Source organism: Kitasatospora sp. NPDC057542 (assembly GCF_042801945.1).
In the GTDB taxonomy this organism is placed as follows: Bacteria; Actinomycetota; Actinomycetes; order Streptomycetales; family Streptomycetaceae; genus Kitasatospora.
The window spans coordinates 1-20081 of sequence record NZ_JBHVFE010000126.1 but is presented as its reverse complement, the minus strand read 5'-3'; the positions used below and the strand labels follow the sequence as shown (position 1 = coordinate 20081).

Below are 20081 nucleotides of genomic sequence, written 5' to 3'. Positions count from 1 at the left end.
GGGCCCGGACCGCGTTCAGGGCAGCTGCGGGGCGGAGCAGCCGTGGCTCTGGGCGGAGCGGGCGGCGAAGGTGCGCAGGGCCTCCTTCTCCTGGGCGGGGCCGGGTGCACCGACCCGGTTCCCGTCGAACACGGTGTCCACCGTGAAGAGGGCGGTGGCGCCGCCGGGGCAGGTGGCGGTGGCCCAGGCCAGGCCGTCCTTGCCGCCGGCCAGGCCGGTGACCGGGTAGTCGGCGACGGAGGGGAGGACGTCCGCGAACGGCGGGTAGTACGCCCCCAGTCGGAAGCGCGGGGTGTCCTGGCCGGCGTACAGGAAGCAGTCCTCGATCGGGGCGTTCGGGTCCGCGGGCGACTCGGCGGAGATGCCGGGCAGTCCGGCGCAGGTGCCGCTCGCCGCGCCGTCCGGGATCTTGGCGTACCGGGTGTCCGCGGGGACCTCGGTGATCTCCGGTCCGGAGGGCGCGGTGCAGCCCCAGACCCGGGCGGCGCCGTCCGCGGCCCGGGCGGCGATCCGGGCGAACCGGGCCCGCTGGGCCGGGTCGGTGGAGTTGCCCTTGTGGGAGACGCTCTCGACGGTGACCAGCAGGCCTGCGGAGTTCGGGGAAGGGCAGTTCAAGGGGAGGACGGCGGTCGTGCGGAGCCGGCCCTCCAGATCCAGAACCCCCCGGCGGCCGTGGCCGAACGGCATCACCATGGTGGTGGCGAGGTTCGGACGGTCTCGCTGGAGGTCGTGCAGCGCCCTGCCGACCTCGTCGGGTGCCCGGCCGACCCGGACGTTGAGGAAGCCGCCGGAGGGCTTCCCGGCGTTGACCACGGAGCAGGCCGCCAGGCCCTCCGGCGCCTCGGCGTCCTTGCCGCGCACCCGGTCGACCCCGAGCAGGGCCTTGACCTCGGCGGTGTCCACGCTGCCGTGGCAGAGCCCGGCCAGCGAGCGGCCGTCCTGCCAGCGGTCGTACCCGCCGCCCAGGTAGAACACGGCGCCGGCGGCGAGGACCAGCCCGACGGCGGCGGCGACCGGAAGCCGCCACCGCCGACGGGCCCCGCGCGGTTCCGAGGGCTCGGGCGTCACTTGTTCTCGCCCCCGCGGCCGAGCGCGGTGGCGGCGTCGCTGCGGCCGGTGTTGTAGATCGTCCGCATCTGCTGCTCGTCCCAGTCGACGGCGGGAGAGTCCGGGTTGAGGCCGGCCCGCTGCTGCTGCCACTTCTCGACCATGGCGCTGATCCCCTCGTGTCCGCTGCGGCCGTTGGCGCCGGTGAGCGTGTTCGCCTCGATCTTGCCGGCGGCGGCCGCGTTGATCTCCTCGGTGGCGCTCATCTGCCACCCCATGATCCCGCTGCCGAGCAGGCTCTGCGCCACGTCCGCGACCCCCGGAATCGGGACCAGCTTCAGCGGGGCGCCGATGCCCTGGTACATGCCCTTGGCCCGCCAGGCCTCGACCTTGGTGTCGTCGTCGCGCTGGTCGAGGATGGCGTCGGCCTGGACGGCGTCGTACACGCCGAGGGCGACGGAGGAGTTGGCCATCACGCCCTTCCACTCCTTCTCGCCCACGTTCGGGGGGAGTTCGGCGAGCTGCTGGGCGACGTGCACCATCTCGGCCTGCTGGACGACGTGGTGGGACTCGGGGTCGTCGGCGAGGCCGCGCAGGACCCGGATCAGCGAGCCCTTGTCGGTGGCCATCCTGGTCTCCCCGGTGACCGGGTCGACCCAGACGCCGCTGGCGTCCTCGCCCGCGTGATCCTTGGCGGCGCGGTTGGTGCCGGAGAGGATGTCGTGGGTGTCGGAGGCGTAGTCGGCCAGCGCGTTGGCGATCGGGCGCTGCATGCCGGCCGGGAGCTTCTCGTTGCCGATTCCGCCGTCCAGCATGTTGACGGTGTCGCGCATGACCCGGGCCTGGGCCTCGCTGTGGTGCCGGACGGAGTCCTCCTGGCCCGCCCGGTCGCCGGTGGCGGCGGCCTCGATGGCCAGGCCGAGCGAGTGCTGGCCCTGGACGTGCTTGCCGTCGCGGCCCATCTCCTCGGGCCAGCGGCGTTCGTCCAGAAGGTACGTGAGGTGGTCGTTGGTCCGCGGGTCGCCCGGGTCCAGGAAGCGGGTGGAGGCCTGCGGGTTGTGGCTGAGCGACTCCATGAAGCCGACCATCGCGTCGCCGCCGCGCCCGTCGCCGAGGTGGTCCCAGCTCGGCTGGGTCGAGTCGGGAGCCCAGATGAGCTGCGGGTCGGTCTTGGTGGCGCGCTCGAACTTGAGCAGGCTGTCGCCGTAGGAGTTGAGGAAGTCGGTGTCGTACTCGCCGGAGCGCATCAGGCTGCTCATCAGCTGGTAGCCCCGCGGCTGCGGGCCACCGCCCGGGTGGTTGATGACCTGGGGACCGAGCTTGAGCATCTCGTTCTCCCAGTCCTGCATGGGCTTGGAGTGGCTCTGGGTGGCGGTGCCCAGGGTCGCGCCCAGCGAGGCCTGGAGCTTCTTCACGGCCTCGTTGCGTTCCTTGCTGTACGCCCCGAACTTGGCCGGGTCGTTGGCGTCGCGCCAGAACTCCAGCGTGCCCCGCGGGCCGAGCGTGGTGGCGAACTGCTCGGCGAACGCCGGGTCGTTCTTGCGCTTCTCCAGCAGGGCGTTGAGCTTGGTCACCTCCTCGACCGAGAGGTTTCCGCCGCCCTTGCCGGCCAGGGCGAGCGCGTCGGACAGGTCCTTGCGGGCCTCGGCGGCGTCCTTGAGGTTGTGGTAGCCGTTGGCGTTGAACGAGTAGTCGTTCGCGCCGTTCGGGTCCGAGCGCAGTGCCCAGGCGGCGGCCTGGTCCGCGTCGGCGGCCTGCTGGAGCGCTGCTTCGAGGCTGTGGACCAGGTCCTCCACCGCGCGCTTGCGCTGCGGCAGGAAGACCCGCTCGTAGTCCGGGTCGGCCTGGGCGGACTTGTCCTTCAGCAGCGGATGGACGTCGGTGACCTTTCCGGTGCCGTCCACCTGGAGGTGGTTGGCCGGGCCGTCCTCGTCGGCGATCTTCTTCAGCCGGGTCTGGGCGGCGGCGAACTGCTGGGCGGCGTCGGCGAGCAGTCCGCTGATGTCGGCGGACTCCTTGCCGGCGGCGTCGATCTGCTCGGCGGCCTTCTGGATCTGCGCTCGGGCCTGGGTGGCGGCCTCGCCCTCCCAGCCGGCGGCCAGCTTGTTGGCGACCTCGTTGGTCAGCCGGTCCTTCAGGCCGGTGTAGCGGGCCTGGAGGGTCTTCCACTCCTCGGCGGCCGCGTGCAGCGGCTCGAACGTGGCGTTGCGGACGATCGCGTAGCTCAGCACGGTGGTGACCCCCTCAGTTCCCGCCGGACAGGTTCTGCTTGTTGGCGTTCTCGGCCGCCGTGTACTGGTCGGCGGTCTTCCGCAGCCGCTGGGCGAGGTCGTAGAGGAGGTTGCCGAGGGTGGACACCTGGTTGTCCCAGCGGACGGAGCGGTTGCGCAGCTCCGGGCCGGTCTGCCAACTGGTCAGCGACGCATAGGCGTTGGTGGTCTTCTCCTGGGCGTTGTCGTCGACGGTGTGGAAGTTGCCCTTGATCTCGTCGACGGTGCCGGCCCGCGCCTTCAGATCGGCCGGGGTGACGGTCACCTTGCCGCCGCCCCCACCGCCCCCGCTGCCGCCGGCGGAGTTGAGCCGCATGCTCGCGTACCGCTTCCGGTCCTCGTCGTCGAACAGACCGTCCCAGGCAGGATTGTCGGCCAAAACGTCCCCCCGTGTTGGCGTTGTATGAGTGAAGTCTTGGTGCGTGCTTGATGGTTCATCGACCATGACTTGTCAGCGCCGCCGATGGTTCCCGGACCAACGGGTTTCGCCCGGAAGGCCGCAGGCCGCGAACTGTGCCCAGGGCTGGGCGGGTTCGCGGCCTGCGGGGGCCGGTGTGGTGCCGGGCGGGCTCAGGCGGAGGCGGCGTCCAGCAGGGCGGTCTGCGTCGGCGTGAGCTTCAGGGTGGCGCCGGTCAGCAGTGGCGGGAGCTGCTCGACGGTGCGGGCACTGGCGATCGGGGCGGCGACCGTCGGACGGGCGGCGAGCCAGGCCAGGGCGACGGAGGCGGGCTCCACCTCCTGCTCGGCGGCGACGGCGTCCAGCGCCTCCAGCACCTTGGGGCCGCGCGGCTCGGCCAGGTAGCGGGCGGCGCCCTCGGCGCGGGCGCTGTCCACCCCCGCGCCGCCCGGACGGTACTTGCCGGTCAGGAAGCCGGAGGCCAGCGCGTAGTACGGGACGGTGGCGAGGCCGTGCTCGGCGACCACGTCGGCCAGCGGGCCCTCGAAGGTGCTGCGCGAGACCAGGTTGTAGTGCGGCTGGACGGCGACGTACTTCGCCAGGCCCTCGCGCTCGGCGAAGGCCAGCGCCTCGGCGAGCCGCTCGGCGGAGATGTTGGAGGCGGCGACCGCCCGGACCTTGCCCTCGCGGACCAGTTCGTCCAGGGCGGTGACGAACTCCTCGACCGGGGTGTCGTCGTCCCGGTGGGTGTAGTAGAGGTCGATCCGCTCGATGCCCAGGCGCCGCAGCGAGTCCTCGGCCGCGGCCTTGATGGTGGCGGCGCCCAGACCGCTGCGCTCGGCGTGCATGCCGACCTTGGTGGCGATCACGACGTCCTCGCGGTTGCCGCGGCTGCGCAGCCAGTTGCCGATGACGGTCTCGGACTCGCCGCCGGTGTTGCCCGGGGCCCAGGAGGAGTAGACGTCGGCGGTGTCGATGAAGTTGCCGCCGGCCGCCGCGTAGGCGTCCAGGACGGCGAAGGACTGCTGCTCGTCGGCCGTCCAGCCGAAGACGTTGCCGCCGAGGGCGAGCGGGAAGACGGACAGGTCGGAGGTGCCGAGGCTCACCCGGCTGTGGTTTCCGGTCATGATCCCAGTGAACCGGATGGTGCGGTGGGGAATTCCGCGAAACGCCCGGTCTTCACGAGCCCGTCGTGCCCCTGTCGCACATGGGGGTGGTGTGGCCCGCGCGACGGGGGTCCGGGGTGTGCCTGAGGTGGGCCGATTCGTTAGAGTCCGTGCCATGGCTGACAACGACTACGACCCCGCCGGCAGCACCCAGATGTTCCGGGCGTTCGTCGACGAGAGCCCGGCGCCCCAGGCCCCCGGCAACGTTTCCACCTACGGCAGCAGCAAGAGCGGCAGCCGCACCGGCGTGATCGCGCTGGTCGCCGTCGTCGCACTGGCCGTCCTGGGCGGCGTCATCTGGCTGGCGGTCAAGTGACCCTCGCGCGGGTGACCCTCGTCCGGGTCACCCGCGCGACGGGAGGGGAACGCCTCAGCAGGGCTTGCGCCAGGCGTTCAGTTCGAGCTTCTTCTGCATCGAGCTGAAGCCCAGCGACTTGGTCCTGCCGCAGAACTGGCCCGTGTCGAGCTTGTACTCGACGTGGAAGACCGCCTTGCCCGCCTTGACGAAGGGGGCGACCCGGTCGCACTCGTCGAACTGCGCGCACTCCTCGTTGACCGCGAAGTCGAAGTCCGCGAGGAGCGCCGGGATCTGGTCCAGGTCGTTCTTCAGGCCGATGGCCAGGCCGCGTTCGTGGGCGAGCTGCGCCAGCATCCGGTTGTACCTGAGCTGGTCGTCCGGGGTCAGCGGGAAGCCGCTGTTCTGGTTGTAGGCCTCGATGGTGTCCGGCTCGATGGCGTCGAAGCCCTTGCTCTTGCACATGTCGAAGCGGGCGGCCATCAGCGGCCTGAGCTGGTCGAGCTTGCGGATGTCGAACCACTTCTCGCCCTTCCAGCCGGTGTCCGAGCCCTGGAGGGCCTTGGCGAAGGCGGTGGAGTCGGGGCGGAAGTCCTCCCAGGAGCCGGCGTTGATGTAGCAGATCACCTTGCGGCCCTTGGCGTGCAGAGCGGCCACCACCGAGGCGTCGTTCTCGAAGCCGTCGATGTCGTAGACCGGGACGTCCACCGACTGGTCCACGCCGCCGCCGAGCTGCCACTGCCAGGCCAGGCCGGGCGTGGGCTGCCAGCGGGCGCCGGCGGCCGGCGGGGCGGGGTTGCCCGGCGGGGTGCCGGGCCCCGGCGGGGTGGACGGCGGCGTGTTGCCGCCGGGCGTACCCGGGGCCGGTCCGGTGGTGCCGGGCGCGTCGGGAGTGCCCGGGGCGGTGGCGGTCGCGTCGGGGGTGCCGGGGGTGCTCGGCGCGGTGGCCGCAGGGGAGTTGCTCGGGGTGCCGTCGGCCGAGTCCTGGTCGTCCTCCGATCCCGAGCTGCTGCACGAGCTGACCAGCAGGGCGGTGGCGGTGGCGAGGGCCAGGGCGGCCGGAAGCAGCCGGTTGCGACGGTTCACGGTAGTCGGACTCCGGATCGGGTCAGGTCAGTTCAGCGGCGTTCAGACCGTACGGCAGGGTGCGCCAGGGGTTCTCCCCGGCTCCCGGTACGGCGCAGCCGACGCCGGCTCGCCGGGCGGCGATCAGGGCGGCGGCGTCCTGGGCGTGCTCGACGGGGACGTCGTAGACCAGGTGGCAGAAGCGTGACGCCGCGTGCCGGCCGGTCCACAGCGGCAGCGTCATGGCGCGGTAGGCGTCCCAGTCGCCCTCGAAGGTGACCAGCAGGTCGGCCAGGCCGACCTCGGCGTAGCCCGGGTCCGGGTGCTCGCCGTGGCCGAACACCACCGTGCCGCAGCCGGCCGCGCGGGCGGCCGTGGCCAGCCGCCGGTAGTGCGGCAGAGCGCCCGGGTGGGTGGTCACCTGGTCGAGGTAGACGCCGGTGATGCCGTGCCTCTGGCGGTACGTCAGGATGTCCGCCACCACGGCCGCGTGTGGCCGGCGGCCGTAGTCGGTGTCGGTGTAGCCGACCAGCGGCAGGCCCGCGGCGCGCAGTTCGTCGGCCGCCTCGGCGAAGACGTGGTCCGGGACCTCGCCCGGTCCGTCCGCGAGGTTGAGCACGACGGCGGCGATCCGGGCGGGGTCGGCGGCGGCGACCGCCTGCCAGGCCGCCGGGTCCACCGCGGGGTGGACGTACAGCGGCACCAGCAGGCGGCCGTCGGGGGTGGGCCCGGTGATCATGCGACCACCGGGTCGGGCGTGGGCCCGGCGGTGCCGAGCCACAGGTCGCGCAGGGTGTCGGCGAGGTCCGTCTCCGGCCGCCAGCCGAGCTCCCGGGCGGCGGCCGCCACGTCGGCCTGCTGCCAGGAGACCGCGGCCGAGCGCTCGGAGCCCGCCCCGCTCTCGTCGATCCGGCCGGTGAAGCCGGCCGCGGCGACCAGCCCGTCGGCGATCGCCCGGACCTTCCGGGCGTGCCCGGAGGCCAGGTTGAGCACCCGGGGGAGCGGACGGTCGGCGGTGACGGCCAGGCCGACCGCCTTCGCCACGTCCCGGGCGTCGACGAAGTCGCGGTAGGCGGAGAGGTCGCCGACCGTGATCACGCCGTCGGCGCCCTCGGGCGCCACCCGGCGCAGCTCGGCGGCCAGCCGCCCGGGCAGCGAGCCCGCCGGGGCGCCGGGGCCGACCGGGTTGAACACCCGCAGCACCACGGCGTCCAGCGGCGAGCCGGCCACCGCGAGGGAGCCGGCCAGCTTGGTCGCGCCGTACACGCCGACGGGGCGGGCGTCGGCGTCCTCGGACAGCGACTCGCCCTCCGCGCAGACGCCGTACTCGCCGGCCGAACCGATGTGCACCAGGCGGGCCTTCGGGGCGCCGAGGGAGAGCGCCTCGCAGAGCACCGCCGGACCGCGGGCGTTCACCTCGGCGAGCTTGACCGCGCTGCCGGCCACCGCGCCGGCGAAGTTGACCACCGCGTCGGGGGCCAGCGCGGACAGTTCCTCGCCGAGCGGGCCGGCCTGGGCGGTGGCCAGGTCCAGCCGGAGGTCGTGGTCGGGCCGCCGGCCCGCGGTCAGCACGGTGGTACCGGGCAGTGACCGCAGGACGGCGGTGGCGTGACGGCCGAGGAAGCCGTCGCCGCCGAGGAGCAGGATTCTCACGCGGCCCGTCCGTCACTCTCGACGCCTGCGGCGGCGGGCTCGGCGGGCGCGTCGTCAGGGGCGGTGCGGGCGGCCGGGATCGGAAGCTCCGCGACGCCCGGCGTGACGTCGGGCGACTCGAAGGGCATCAGGGCCGGGCGGATGGTGGAGAACTCGGCGTTGGCCCGGTCGTAGTCGTCGGGCCGGCCGATGTCCAGCCAGTAGCCGCCGAACTCGTACGCGGAGGGCGGGGTCCCGGCGGCCAGCAGGTCCAGCACCAGCTCGTCGAAGCCCAGCGGCAGGCCGGGGGTGTACTTGGCGAGCGCCGAGCGGGAGACGCCGTACACGCCCATCGAGACGCGGTAGTCGATGCTGGGCTTCTCCTGGAAGCCGGTGATGGTGCCCTCGGCGGCGGTCAGCACGCCGAAGTCGATCTTGACCTGACGTGCGTAGGTGGCGATGGTCAGTGGTGCGCCGGACGCCTCGTGGTGCTTGAGCACCCCGGCGAAGTCCAGGTCGGTCAGGATGTCGCCGTTCATCACCAGGAAGTGCTCGGGCAGGCGCTCCTGCATGGTGAGCAGCGGGCCCATGGTGCCGAGCGGGCTGTCCTCGACGGCGTAGCCGACCCGCAGGCCCCACTGGGAGCCGTTGCCGACGTAGGCGCGGATGATGTGGCCGAGGTGGCCGATGGCCAGGGTGACGCTCTGGAAGCCCGCGGCGGCGAGCTGGCGCATCACGATCTCCAGGATCGCGTGCTGGTCGCCGATCGGAACGAGCGGCTTGGGAAGCGCGGTGGTGTACGGGCGGAGACGGACGCCCTTACCGCCGGCCAGGATCACTGCGTGCATGGTGTTTCCCCCACGGAAAGGATGTGCAGGACACGAACCTTGGTTACCAGGACGAGCAAGATCGGTTACGGCGGGTCAGACGTTGTAGATGTCGGTCTTGTAGCGGGCCAGGTTGGCCGGGTCGCGGAAGAACTCGATGGTCTGCTCCAGGCCCTGCTCCAGGCTGAAGCCGGGCGCCCAGCCGGTGGCCTCGCGCAGCCGGGTCGCGTCCGCCACCAGGCGCATGACCTCGGAGTTGGTCGGACGGATGCGCTGCTCGTCCTCCTTCACCACCAGGTCCACGCCCATCAGCTTGCCGACCAGGGTGACCAGGTCGCCGACCGAGATCTCGCCGCCGGTGCCGGCGTTGAAGGTCCGGCCGACCACCGCCTCGGCGGGCGCGGTGCCCACCGTGCGGAAGGCGTTGGCGGTGTCCTTGACGAACATGAAGTCGCGGGTCGGGCGCAGGTCGCCGAGCGTGATCTCGGTCTGGCCGGCCGCGACCTGGGCGATCACGGTCGGGATGACGGCGCGCATCGACTGGCGCGGGCCGAAGGTGTTGAACGGGCGCAGGGTGACGACCGGGGTCTCGAAGCTGGCGTGGTAGCTGTCGGCCAGCCGGTCCCCGCCGGCCTTGGAGGCGGCGTACGGGGACTGGGTGTTGATCGGGTGGTCCTCGGTGATCGGTACGGTCTGCGCGGTGCCGTAGGTCTCGCTGGTGGAGGTGTGCACCAGTCGGGGGATCTCCAGGTGGCGCACCGCCTCCAGCACGTTCAGGGTGCCGGTGACGTTGGTGTCCACGTACGAGTGGGGGGCGCGGTAGGAGTACGGGATCGCGATCAGGGCAGCCAGGTGGTAGACCGCCTCGGTGCCCTTGACCAGGCCGTTGACCGAGCCCGGGTCCCGGACGTCGCCGAGGATGATCTCGACCGAGTCCAGCACCTCCTGGGACAGGGTCTCCAGCCAGCCGAAGGACGAGAACGAGTTGTACTGGACCATCGCGCGGACGTGGTGCCCGTCGGCGACCAGGGTCTCGACGAGGTGGGAGCCGATGAAGCCCTCGGCTCCGGTAACCGCGACGCTGCTCATACGGATTTCGCTTTCTCGATCTGCCGGGGCGGTCCGACGCTCTGCGGCGGCCGGCCGCCGTGGCCCGATGGGTGTCTCAGGTGGAGCGGGTACGACGGTGCACGCGAAAGGAGGCGTGCGTGATATTCGATGTGTCAGCGGTGCTGGGTGGTGCGGCCGAGCGCGGGCCCGGCGAGTGCGGTGAGGACGACGGCGGCCGTCCCGCAGCCGATCAGCTGCAGGACGATCGGGTCCGCACCTGCCAGCAGCCCGGCGCTCTCGGCGACCGCGGCGGCCAGACAGACGAGGGCGGTGCTCCAGCTGAACCCGAAGGCGTTCAGCAGCAGCGCCAGCCAGAGCGAGCCGCCGAGGAGCAGCATCGCGCCGAGCTGCGGCACGCCGAGCGCGGGGGCGCCGGGCCACAGCACGGTCGCGGCTGCGTCCAGCGCGGCCACGGTGGTGAGGTAGATGAACAGGCAGCCGAGCAGGATCGCGCCCGTGCGGCGGGAGAACTGGCCGCTGGTGTGGCTGGTGCGCAGCGCGGCCACCGCCAGCGCCCGGTAGCGGAAGAGCAGCCACTCGGCGAGGCCCAGGCTGAGCGTCAGCGCGATCATGGCCGGGCCGGTCGGGGTGGTCGACGTCTCCTGCGCGGGGTGGCCGCCGGTCTGCACGGCCTGGTGGATGGTCCCGCCGAGGCCGGCGATCAGCGTGAGCGCACCGCAGGCCAGGCCGAACAGCAGGTGCGGGACCTCCTGGCGGACCGGCAGCTTCAGCTCGACGGACTCGCGTTCGCCGCCGCGGATGCAGACCAGCAGCTCCCGGACGGCCAGTCCGACCGCCAGCACCAGCGAGGCGAGCAGCACGACCGTACGGACCAGCTGCGGGACGTCCACCGCCAGCACCACGCCGGCGCCGACCGAGGCCGGGGCCAGCGCCAGCAGCAGGAACTTCTCCCGCCCGAGCACCAGCAGCACGGTGGCCGCGCCCAGGTAGCAGGACTGCCCGGCGGCGAAGCACAGCGCGCCGAGCGGCCCGCCGACCACGTACGCGGCGGCAGTCGCGACCAGTGCGCCGGCCGGGGCGCCGACGGCCAGGCAGACCGCGGCCTCGCGGCGGCGCAGCCGGCCCAGCCAGCGGTAGGAGCGGTGCGCCAGCGCCTGGTTGAAGCCCCAGCTGACCAGCGTGGCGACGGACAGCGCGAGCATGCCCGAGGGCAGGCCGAAACGCATCCGGGTGGTCGCGAACAGGTTGGCGCCCAGCAGGTAGCCGAGCCCGGGCAGGGCGAAGACCAGGCCGCGCACCACGCAGCGCCAGGGGTCGGCCCGCCAGGGGTTGGCGAACTCGGAGCTCGGGCCGGGGTAGCGGCGCTCGACCTTCTCGAACAGCTCCTCGGCGACGGTGAACGCGTCGGGGCGGCCGTACAGCAGGGCGGCCTGCTCGTCCGAGAGGCCGTCGGACTCCAGGAAGGCCGCGATCTCGTACGGGTGGACGGCGTCGGCGCAGACGTCGCGCAGGCGCTCGGCGAGTTCGTCCAGCGGGTCCGCGGAGAGGTAGAGCGACTCCTCGGGCTCCGGCTCCGGCAGGGCGGGGCGACGGCGCTTCAGCGGCAGCGTGCGCAGCTGCACGGTGTGCTCGGGGCCGGCCTCGCCGGGCACCAGGCGCAGGGGGCCGCTCACGCGCCCACCTCGCTGCGCTCGGCGGCCGCTTCGCGGGACGCGCACCTCTTGATCGCTCTCCCCCAGCCTTCGGCCGGGGGGACCCCCATGCTGCGCTCGCTCACGCGCCCACCTCGCTCGGCTCGGGTCGGGCGGTGGCCAGCTGCTGGTCCCAGTCGGGGCTGGGCACCTGGTCGGTGACGGCGACCATGCCGCCGGGCATCCAGCGGGCGGTGCCCAGGAGTTCGGTGTAGATGCCGCGGAAGCCGTCGATGTTCTGGCGGAGGGTGAACTGCTCGATCACCCGCAGCCGGGCGCCCTCGCCGAGCCGGGCGCGCCGTTCGGCGTCGCGCAGCAGCTCGATCGCGGCGGCCGCCATCGGCTCGGGCTCGCGCGGCGGGACGACCAGTCCGGTGTCGCCGACGGCCTCGCGCACCCCGCCGACGTCGGTGGAGACGGTCGCGCGGCCGCAGGACATCGCCTCGATCAGGGTGAACGGGAAGCCCTCGCTGATGCTGGAGAGCATGACCACGTTGCCCGCCGCGTACGCGTCGGTGATGTCGGCGACGCGGCCTTCGAAGGCCACCGACTCGGCTATGCCGAGCTCGGCGGCCAGGGCTATGCAGCGGTCCCGGTACGCCTCGCCGCCCTTGGGAGTGCCGCCGAAGAGCCGCAGCCGCGCCTCGGGGATCTCGCGCTGGACGATGGCGAAGGCCCGGATCAGCGTCTCCAGGTCCTTGATCGGATCGACCCGGCCGGCCCAGCTGAGGGTCGGCGTCTCGGGCTCGGGGCCGGCCGGCGGGAAGGCCGCCGGGTCCACCCCGTTGTAGACGGTGCGGATGTGCGAGGACGGCGTGCCGCCGCGCTCCTCCCAGCGCCGGTTGTACCGGTTGCCGGGGGTGACCAGCGCGGCCTGCCGGTAGCTCTCCTCGGCGAGCATCCGGTAGAAGCCGAGCAGCAGCGCCTTGACCGGCCAGCGGTACGGGCCGGTGCGGTAGCCGAGGTAGCGCTCGCGCAGGTAGATGCCGTGCTCGGTGAGCAGAAACGGTACGCCGTACTGCTGGGCGGCGATCAGCCCCGGCAGGGTGGCGAGCCCGCCGCTGGCCGCGTGCGCGACGCCGTCCTTGGGCGGTTCGACCGAGAGCGGCCGCAGGGCGTGCTCCAGCAGGTCGGTGGCGTTCAGGGCGTCGTGCATGGTGGGCCGGGAGACGGCGGTCGGCAGGTAGTCGCGGGTCCACACGTGCTGGAGGGTGCGCAGCGCGCGCTCGCTGCGCAGCGCCGGGCTGAGCAGCCCGTGCCGGGCGAGGTCGGCGAAGTTGTACAGCTCGGTGCCGAAGTGGGTGGTGTAGACCGGATCGAGGATGGAGTGCAGGAAGCGCTCGTACGCGTTGAGGAAGCGCCGCATCTCCTTGCCGCGGGGTGGCCGGCCTTCCGAGGCCGCCCCCCACAGCGGTGCGGTGGTGACCGACCGCACGTTGGCGGGCAGCTCCCAGGCCAGTGGTTCGTGGCCGGTTCCGGTGACGGCGATGACGTCGAACTCGACGTCGGGCATGCCTTGAACGAGCTGGTCGCACCAGACGCTCACGCCGCCGTGCTGGTGCGGATACGTCCCCTCGGTGAGCAGGGTGACGCGCATTCCTGTCCCCCCTCCTGTTCTTGCGTCGGTTCCGGCCTGGATGACCGGAACGGGAGCCGTGGTGGGGCCGGGCCGGGCGACCGGCCCGACCCCGTCAGCGGGTGGTACCGGTTACCGGTTGCCGGAGCGTCCGGTGGTGCTGTCCGGCGCGGCCGTCCCCCCAGAGGCCTTGCCGTTCTTCGTCGCAGCCTTGTCGCCGTGGCCGTTTCCGCCCTGACCGATGTTGCCAGCGGTGACGTCCTTGCCGGGCACCGGGGTTCCGCTACCCGGGACCAGGGACGGAGCGGGCTTGCGCGTGGTGTCGCTCGGGCCCACCGGAACCGGGGTGGCGACGCCCTGCGGCACGACCTTCTTGTCCGCCGGCACCGGGGCCGGGACGGACTTGGCCGCGACGCTCGGCGCGACGGCGGCCGGGGCGGTCGGCGCGGACGGCAGCTGCAGGGTGATGCTGCTCTGCAGTGCGCCCGGGGACACCCAACCCGAGAGGCTACCGGCGTAGGGCGAACCGAACCCGGTCGTTCCGATGGCCAGCTTCTGAGCAGTTCCGGTCGGCATGGTGGCCTGGACCTGAACGCCGGACGGAGCGTTCACCGTGATGGTGTTGCCGACCCGGTAGGCGGTGACCCGGCCGGAGGCGAGCGCCGTGTTCCAGGCCGCGCGGCGCTGGAACTCCAGGCCGATCTCGCGCTGGCTCAGGTTCACGATCGGGGCGTTGTCCGCGTGCAGCGAGCGGTAGGTGCCGAGGATCTTCTCCAGCACCGGGTACAGGATGCGGTCCTCGGACAGGTTCGACTGGTGCACGAAGTGCGGCCGGGGGTCGTTGTTCAGCACGTGGCCGAGGTCGATCCGCGCCTCCAGCGGCACGATGTACGACTGGTAGCCGGTGTTGACGTCCAGCGGCTGCGGCAGGCAGGTCGAGTTGGCGTTGTTCTCGCAGACGCCGCTGCCGCCGTTGGCCGTGCTGGTGTAGATCCAGTTGTACTCGTCGGTCTCCTCCTTCGCCGTGCCGGCGTTGTAGAAGACGTTCATCGGGTACCGCGGCACGGTCAGCGTGGACGAGCCGACGGCCCGCTGGCCGGGCTCGCGGGAGGCGTCGCTGGCGGTGAACCTGATGCCGTGGGCGGCCAGCGCCGGCGCCAGGTTCGGGTTGTCGCTGGTCTCCTGCGGGGCGGTCAGCAGCCCGGAGTGCTCGCCGGTGACCAGGGTCTGGGGGTCGAACTGGAGGCCGTTCGCGGTGGCCCAGTCGGCGTTGTTCTTGATCTGGCCGGAGATGGTGTTCTGGTCGACCCAGACCGTCTTGCCCGTGGCGTCCTTGGAGCAGCGCCACGGCACCACCGAGACGTCCTGGACGCAGCCCAGGTACGGGTGGGTGTAGGTGTGGTTGACCCACCGGTAGCTGCTCTGGTCGGCGATCATCTGGTTCGCCGTGGCGTCCACGGTGGTCTCGTGGTCGGCCTTCCAGTCCTCGCTGCCGCCACCGTTGAACACCATGTCCAGGGTGAAGTTGTTGGCCGCCTGCCACTGCTTGAGGTGCTGGGCGTCGGCCTGGGTCATCCGGATCGGGGTGGCGGTGTCCGGGGTGCCGGGCGGACAGGTGACGTCACCGGGGGTGCACTTGAGCACGGTGTCCCAGCGGTCGTCGGCCAGGAAGACGTCGTCCACGTGGGTGGCGAAGTAGTTGCGGTCGTAGCCGAGGTGGACGCCCTGGGTGATCCAGTCGACCATGCCGCGGGCCAGCAGGCGGTACTGCTGCTGGTACTGGTTGTAGACGAACGTGACGACCAGTTCCTTGCGGCCGTCGTGGGTGTACTCGCCGACCAGTGAACCGCGCGCGGTCGTGTTGGGTATCGGCGCGTCGACCAGCGGGACGAACGAGGCGCCGGCCGGCAGGCCGGCGAGCGGAGTGGCGAGGTAGCCGTAGCTCTCGCTGACGTTCGGGTCGTTGTCCTCGAACGGGACGCTGCCCTTGAGGTACCCGAACGGGCCCGAAGTTCCGGCCGTCGTGGTGGCGCCCTGGAATCCGTCCAACGTGCCAACGAATCCGGGATTCTGAGCGTAGTTCAGGCCGACCGCCGGACTGGCCCACGTGTACGCGTCGATCTGGCGGACGTTGAATGCGGCTTCGTAGCCCGTGATCGCGGTCATCTCGGCGGCACTGTTGGGGAAGGGGTTTTCGTTGGGCAGCACGATGCCCTGGAACTTCCCCCGGGGCTGGCCGTTCACCGTGTCACTCAGGAAAGCGGAGTTGATGACGGGACGGTTGGGGTCATTGAGGCTGATGACCTTGTAGGGCGTGCCCTGGCTCTTCAGCTCGGCGGTGATGGCCGCGACGGACGGGCCGCCGTCGTCGACGACCAGGATGGTGAGGTCGATCCTGGGCGGCGCGGTGTCGCCGTGGGCCAGGGTGGTCTGCAAGCCGCTGGCCAGCAGGACTGCCGCCGCGCACGCGGCGACTCTTCGGGTCGCTCGACCCATGGTGATCCTCCCCTTGGGGCGGGCGGCGCTGCTCGGCGCTCGTCTGCCCGTGTAGCTGTTCGCGGGCAGCAGGCTGCCCGGGCCCATCCTGGTCGAGGGACGGCGGTGCGAGGGACCAATTGGGCGAGAGTGCAGCGAACCTGTTACCAACGTTCATGGCGATGCCATGAAGGCGCTGATTGTGACCGGAACCGCACCGGCGGCGCAAATAGTGAATTGAAAATGAAAAACCGGAAGCTGAGCGCTACACGTGGTTACCGACGGTGTGGCTCGGTGGGGCGGGTGGGAGACCTACACTGTCGTTGTTACGCATGACACTCTTGCACATCCCTCCGCCCCGTTGGGCAGGTTCATGCAATATCGGGCACTGCTGTGCCATGTGACAGTCCGAATATGCAATGGAGGCGCTCGCGTGGTCGATCAGCATACCGGGGCCGGGGGATTCCGGGGCGTGCGGAATGCGTCACCGGAGCCGGACGGAACGCCGCTGGTCGGACGCAGTCTCGGTTTGCGGGGTGCGCTGAATGCCCGGGATCTGGGCGGGTACCGGGCGGCCGACGGGCGGATTCTCCGGTGCGGGGTGGTACTGCGCAGCGATGGCCTGAACCATGTCACCGTCGAGGACCTCGGCCCGCTCGGCGCGCTCGGCCTGCGCAGCGTGGTGGACCTGCGGAGCATGGACGAGGTCCGCCAAGCCGGTCTGGACCGCCTGCCCGGTGGCGTGACGCTCCATCATCTTCCACTGCTGGCCGCTGACTTCGACATCTTCCTGCTGATCCGCGAGGCACTGGCCGATCACAGCCCGCAGCGCCAGCGGGCGCTGCTCGGCGACGGCCGGGCGGCCGCCCTGATGACCGGCCTCTACCGCTGGTTCGTCACGGATCCGGTGGCGCGCGAGCGCTTCGCGGCCCTGCTGCGCCTGCTGGCCGCCCCGGAGGGGCCGCCGCTGCTGTTCCACTGCTCGGCGGGCAAGGACCGCACCGGTTGGGCCGCCGCACTCCTGCTGACCGCCCTCGGGGTGGACCGCGGGACCGTCCTGGCCGACTACCTGCTCACCAACGAGCGTTCCGCCCCGGTGGTGCGGCGGGTGCTGGACGACTTCGGCACCCGCGGCCTGATGCGCGAGCCCGACCTGCTCCTGCCGGTCCTCCGGGCCGACGACGGCTACCTGGGCGCGGCCTTCGCGGAGGTCGAGGCCGGCTGGGGCGGCTTCGACGCGTACTGGCGGGACGGGCTCGGGCTGGACGACGAGGTGCTGGCCGGGCTGCGGGCCAACCTGCTGGACGGCCCGGGCGCCGAGCGGAGCGGCCCGGCCCCGGGCGGCCGGCTCAGCCCTCGTTGATCAGTCCTTCGCGCAGCTGGGTCAGCGTCCGGGTGAGCAGCCGGGAGACGTGCATCTGGGAGATCCCGATCTCCTCGCCGATCTGCGACTGGGTGAGGTTGCCGAAGAACCGCAGCATGATGATCCGGCGCTCGCGCGGCGGCAGCTTGGCCAGCAGCGGCTTGAGCGACTCCCGGTACTCCACGCCCTCCAGCGCGAGGTCCTCGTAGCCGAGCCGGTCGGCCAGCGGTCCGTCGCTGTCCTCCTCGCCGGCGCCGGAGTCGAGCGAGCTGGCGGTGTACGCGTTGCCGACCGCGAGGCCCTCGACCACGTCCTCCTCGCTGACTCCCAGGCAGGCCGCCAGCTCGGCGACGGTGGGGGAGCGGTCCAGTCGCTGGGAGAGCTCGTCGCCGGCCTTGGTGAGCGCCAGCCGCAGCTCCTGGAGCCGCCGCGGCACCCGCACCGACCAGCTGGTGTCCCGGAAGAAGCGCTTGATCTCGCCGACCACGGTGGGCATCGCGAAGGTCGGGAACTCCACCCCGCGCTCCGGGTCGAACCGGTCGATCGCCTTGATCAGGCCGATGGTGCCGACCTGGACGATGTCCTCCATCGGCTCGTTGCGGCTGCGGAAGCGCGCCGAGGCGTACCGGACCAGCGGCAGGTTGAGCTCGATCAGGGTGTCGCGGACGTAGGTGTGTTCGGCGCTGCCGGGGTCCAGCGAGGCCAGCCGCAGGAACAGCGAGCGGGAGAGCGTCCGGGTGTCCAGCCCGGAGCCGGTCGGCGTCTCGGATCCCGCGTCGGGGCCGGGCGGCCGGACCGGTTCGACCCGCTGCCGCGGGACCAGGTCCTCCACGACGGCCGTGCCGTTGGCCTGTCCAGCGTGGATCTCCGCAGTGCCCAGCTCTCCGGACATGCACCCACCCCCTTGTGACTGTCGGTTGAACGGGGGCCGTCGCGCGGAGGTTCCCGACGAGGGCCTTCCCCCTCCATACCGGAACACGGTCCACGGCAAACCCGAACGTCGCAAGATGTCACACCGGGGTAACTCGCTGCAATCTCACTCTTCCCAGGAGTTGCCGGTCCGAAGCCTGGTCAGGATCCGTGAGAGCAGCCGGGACACGTGCATCTGGGACATCCCCAGCTCGGTGCTGATCTGGGACTGGGTCAGATTGGCGAAGAACCGCAGCATCACGATCCGTCGCTCCCGCTCGGGGAGCTGGACCAGCAGGTGGCGGACCATGTCCCGGTGTTCGACCTCGGCCAGCGCGGAGTCCTCGTAGCCGAGCCGGTCGAGCAGGGCGAGCCCGCCCTCGTGCTCCTGCGCGGCCTCCAGGGAGGCCGCGTTGTAGGCCCGTCCGGCATCCAGGCAGGCCCGCACGTCCTCCTCGGGGATCCGCAGGCTGGCGGCGATCTCGGGCACCTTGGGCGCCCGTCCGTGCAGCACCGTCAGCTCCTCCATGGCGCCGCTGACCTGGACCCACAGCTCCTGGAGCCGGCGCGGGACGTGCATGGTGCGGACGTTGTCGCGGAAGTAGCGCTTGATCTCGCCCAGGATCGTCGGCAGCGCGTAGGTGGGGAACTGGACGCCGCGGCCGGGGTCGAAGCGGTCGATCGCGTTGATCAGGCCGATGGTGCCGACCTGGACGACGTCCTCCATCGGCTCGCTGCGGCTGCGGAAGCGGGTGGCCGCGTAGCGGACCAACGGGATGTTCACCTCGATCAGGGCGGCCCGGACCCGTTCCCGCTCGGGGGCGTCCGGGGGCAGCTCGGCGAGCCGCTCGAACAGCACCCGGGTCAGCGTCCGGACGTCCACGACGGGGCGGCCGCCGGGGCCGCGCAGCCGTTCCGGGCGGAGCTCGCCGGCCGGGCTGGTGATCGCAGCGAGCACCTCGTCCACGGACACCTCACCCCTCCCAAAGTCGTCAACGGCGGGCCCTGCGGAGCGGGTGTCGCGGCTGGTTCACCACCTCGCCATGTCCGGCAAAACCGGTCATAGCATCACAAGGTGGGCACAGGTCGGGCAAGCACCCGGCGGAGGTGTGTTGGTGGGCTGTTCGACCTTCCCCGGGCCGGCCTGCGAAGCGTGGCAAGGATCGTTCCGGAACGGAGCAAGGCGCCCCGCCCGGAGGTCGGACGGGGCGCCGCGGTCCGTCCGGGGGAAGAACCCGGGACGGGCTTCGGACGGGCCCGGGTCGGACGGGTGCTCAGACCTCGATGTCGGCGATCACCCAGGTGGCGAACTCGCGCCAGAGGCCGGCCGCGGCCTGGTGGTCCGGGTGGGTCAGGTAGGCCTGGAGGGCGTCCCGGTCCTCGACCAGGCTGTTGATCGCGTAGTCGTAGGCGATGTCGCGCTCGGTGGTGTTCCAGCCGCACTCCCACTCGCGCAGCTCGGGGATCACCGAGCCGAGCGCCTCGAAGGCCTTGGCGCCGGCGAGCACGCGCTCTTCGTCCTTGCTGACGCCTTCGTTGAGCTTGAACAGGACCAGGTGCCGGATCACGATTGCCGCTCCTCGCGGACGGGGACAGAGGGTCCCGCTCACCGTAGCCGGTGCACGGGGCCCGGCCGTGGACCGCCCGTCACTTGATCAGACCGGTCATGAAGGTGCCGACCGCCTTGGCCGCGTTCGAGATCCCCTCGAACCCGAGCTGGACCAGCTGGGCGGACCGGGAGGGCGAGGTGATGATCGAGTAGAGCACGAAGACGAGCAGGAGGACCATGCCGATCTTCTTCGCCTGCGCCATCGGGTGACCTTCCTCCCAGCTGTGGGCCGCCGTCATCCGGTCCCCGAGCGGCCTGCAGGGGGCAGCTTATCCACCCGGACGGGCTATCAAGTGTGCGACGCGTTCGGCCGGCGGGACGAAGGTCCTCGCGAGGGGGGCCTTTCTCCGGGTGCCCGGTCGCGCGCCGGGCGGCAGGATGGATGACGTACCGAGGGTCTGGCAGGAATCCCCGGTACGTGGATCCGGAGCTCCCCGCTGTGGGACCGGTCGCCGTGGCTTCCCCCCGATGCGGCGCCGGTTGTGGGACTCCGCCGGGGGAGCGGTCAGTCCCCCCGAGCCGCTCCCCCCTCCAGGCTCCGTACGGACCGGGCACCGGTGGTCACCGGCCCGGGGTGCGGGGCCGTTTTCCGTGCCCGCGCCGGCCTCGTGCGCGGCGGCGGGACGAACGCCGGCGGGGCAAATGCCGAGGGCCCGTCCGGATCGGACGGGCCCTCGGGCTTTCGAGC

General features: G+C 72.0%; 17 protein-coding genes and 1 pseudogene. 2 read left to right on the top strand and 16 right to left on the bottom strand.

Annotated features, from left to right (window positions below; all coding sequences use genetic code 11):
• Positions 1 to 15 precede the first annotated feature (15 nt).
• The 4 genes from ACFU7Y_RS18090 to ACFU7Y_RS18075 all read right to left on the bottom strand — a co-directional run bounded on the left by ACFU7Y_RS18090 (position 16) and on the right by ACFU7Y_RS18075 (position 4841).
• On the bottom strand, positions 16 to 1068 hold the full coding sequence (locus tag ACFU7Y_RS18090) for a hypothetical protein (RefSeq protein WP_380768732.1): 1053 nt from the start codon (positions 1066 to 1068) through the stop codon (positions 16 to 18).
• Entirely contained in the window at positions 1065 to 3278 is a 2214-nt protein-coding gene (locus tag ACFU7Y_RS18085; RefSeq protein WP_380768731.1) for a WXG100 family type VII secretion target, read from the bottom strand. The genes ACFU7Y_RS18090 and ACFU7Y_RS18085 overlap by 4 nt, the downstream gene beginning before the upstream one ends.
• A gap of 13 nt (positions 3279 to 3291) precedes the next feature.
• Positions 3292 to 3696 (bottom strand): type VII secretion target, encoded by a 405-nt coding sequence (locus ACFU7Y_RS18080; RefSeq protein ID WP_224283221.1) that lies wholly within the window; start codon positions 3694 to 3696, stop codon positions 3292 to 3294.
• 191 nt (positions 3697 to 3887) lie between these two features.
• On the bottom strand, positions 3888 to 4841 hold the full coding sequence (locus ACFU7Y_RS18075; RefSeq protein ID WP_224283222.1) for an aldo/keto reductase: 954 nt from the start codon (positions 4839 to 4841) through the stop codon (positions 3888 to 3890).
• Between the two features lie 154 nt (positions 4842 to 4995).
• Here ACFU7Y_RS18075 and ACFU7Y_RS18070 point away from each other — a divergent pair, with 154 nt between their 5' ends.
• On the top strand, positions 4996 to 5196 hold the full coding sequence (locus tag ACFU7Y_RS18070) for a hypothetical protein (RefSeq protein ID WP_224283223.1): 201 nt from the start codon (positions 4996 to 4998) through the stop codon (positions 5194 to 5196).
• Between the two features lie 54 nt (positions 5197 to 5250).
• Here the strand turns inward: ACFU7Y_RS18070 and ACFU7Y_RS18065 are convergent, their stop codons facing one another.
• The 8 genes and pseudogenes from ACFU7Y_RS18065 to ACFU7Y_RS18030 form a co-directional block, all read right to left on the bottom strand.
• Complete coding sequence (locus ACFU7Y_RS18065) at positions 5251 to 6261, bottom strand: endo alpha-1,4 polygalactosaminidase (RefSeq protein WP_380768729.1); 1011 nt, start codon at positions 6259 to 6261, stop codon at positions 5251 to 5253.
• Between the two features lie 22 nt (positions 6262 to 6283).
• Positions 6284 to 6979: a spherulation-specific family 4 protein gene (locus ACFU7Y_RS18060; protein ID WP_380768727.1), complete on the bottom strand. Its 696-nt coding sequence runs from the start codon at positions 6977 to 6979 to the stop codon at positions 6284 to 6286.
• The gene (locus tag ACFU7Y_RS18055; RefSeq protein WP_380768726.1) at positions 6976 to 7893 is read right to left on the bottom strand and encodes an NAD-dependent epimerase/dehydratase family protein; all 918 of its coding nucleotides are present in this window, start codon (positions 7891 to 7893) and stop codon (positions 6976 to 6978) included. Before ACFU7Y_RS18055 ends, ACFU7Y_RS18060 begins: the two co-directional genes overlap by 4 nt.
• A 125-nt stretch (positions 7894 to 8018) precedes the next feature.
• A pseudogene (locus ACFU7Y_RS18050) lies at positions 8019 to 8720 on the bottom strand (NDP-sugar synthase); the annotation flags it as partial.
• Positions 8721 to 8795: 75 nt separating this feature from the next.
• Complete coding sequence (locus tag ACFU7Y_RS18045) at positions 8796 to 9788, bottom strand: SDR family NAD(P)-dependent oxidoreductase (protein WP_224276840.1); 993 nt, start codon at positions 9786 to 9788, stop codon at positions 8796 to 8798.
• Positions 9789 to 9922: 134 nt separating this feature from the next.
• Positions 9923 to 11443: a hypothetical protein gene (locus ACFU7Y_RS18040; protein ID WP_224276842.1), complete on the bottom strand. Its 1521-nt coding sequence runs from the start codon at positions 11441 to 11443 to the stop codon at positions 9923 to 9925.
• 100 nt (positions 11444 to 11543) lie between these two features.
• Positions 11544 to 13058, bottom strand: coding sequence for a GT4 family glycosyltransferase PelF (gene pelF, locus ACFU7Y_RS18035; protein ID WP_224276844.1), 1515 nt, complete (start codon positions 13056 to 13058; stop codon positions 11544 to 11546).
• A 111-nt stretch (positions 13059 to 13169) separates the two neighbouring features.
• Positions 13170 to 15533: a hypothetical protein gene (locus ACFU7Y_RS18030; RefSeq protein ID WP_380768724.1), complete on the bottom strand. Its 2364-nt coding sequence runs from the start codon at positions 15531 to 15533 to the stop codon at positions 13170 to 13172.
• A gap of 352 nt (positions 15534 to 15885) precedes the next feature.
• Between ACFU7Y_RS18030 and ACFU7Y_RS18025 the strand changes: the two genes are divergently transcribed.
• Positions 15886 to 16875, top strand: coding sequence for a tyrosine-protein phosphatase (locus ACFU7Y_RS18025; RefSeq protein ID WP_380768734.1), 990 nt, complete (start codon positions 15886 to 15888; stop codon positions 16873 to 16875).
• Here ACFU7Y_RS18025 and ACFU7Y_RS18020 read toward each other — a convergent pair.
• The 4 genes from ACFU7Y_RS18020 to ACFU7Y_RS18005 form a co-directional block, all read right to left on the bottom strand.
• On the bottom strand, positions 16862 to 17767 hold the full coding sequence (locus ACFU7Y_RS18020; protein WP_224276850.1) for an RNA polymerase sigma factor SigF: 906 nt from the start codon (positions 17765 to 17767) through the stop codon (positions 16862 to 16864). The two genes, ACFU7Y_RS18025 and ACFU7Y_RS18020, sit on opposite strands and share 14 nt — an antisense overlap.
• A gap of 144 nt (positions 17768 to 17911) precedes the next feature.
• Positions 17912 to 18751: an RNA polymerase sigma factor SigF gene (locus ACFU7Y_RS18015; RefSeq protein ID WP_374119922.1), complete on the bottom strand. Its 840-nt coding sequence runs from the start codon at positions 18749 to 18751 to the stop codon at positions 17912 to 17914.
• Between the two features lie 307 nt (positions 18752 to 19058).
• On the bottom strand, positions 19059 to 19352 hold the full coding sequence (locus ACFU7Y_RS18010) for a Dabb family protein (protein WP_224276852.1): 294 nt from the start codon (positions 19350 to 19352) through the stop codon (positions 19059 to 19061).
• 79 nt (positions 19353 to 19431) lie between these two features.
• Positions 19432 to 19596 (bottom strand): hypothetical protein, encoded by a 165-nt coding sequence (locus ACFU7Y_RS18005; RefSeq protein WP_224276854.1) that lies wholly within the window; start codon positions 19594 to 19596, stop codon positions 19432 to 19434.
• Between the last annotated feature and the right edge of the window lie 485 nt (positions 19597 to 20081).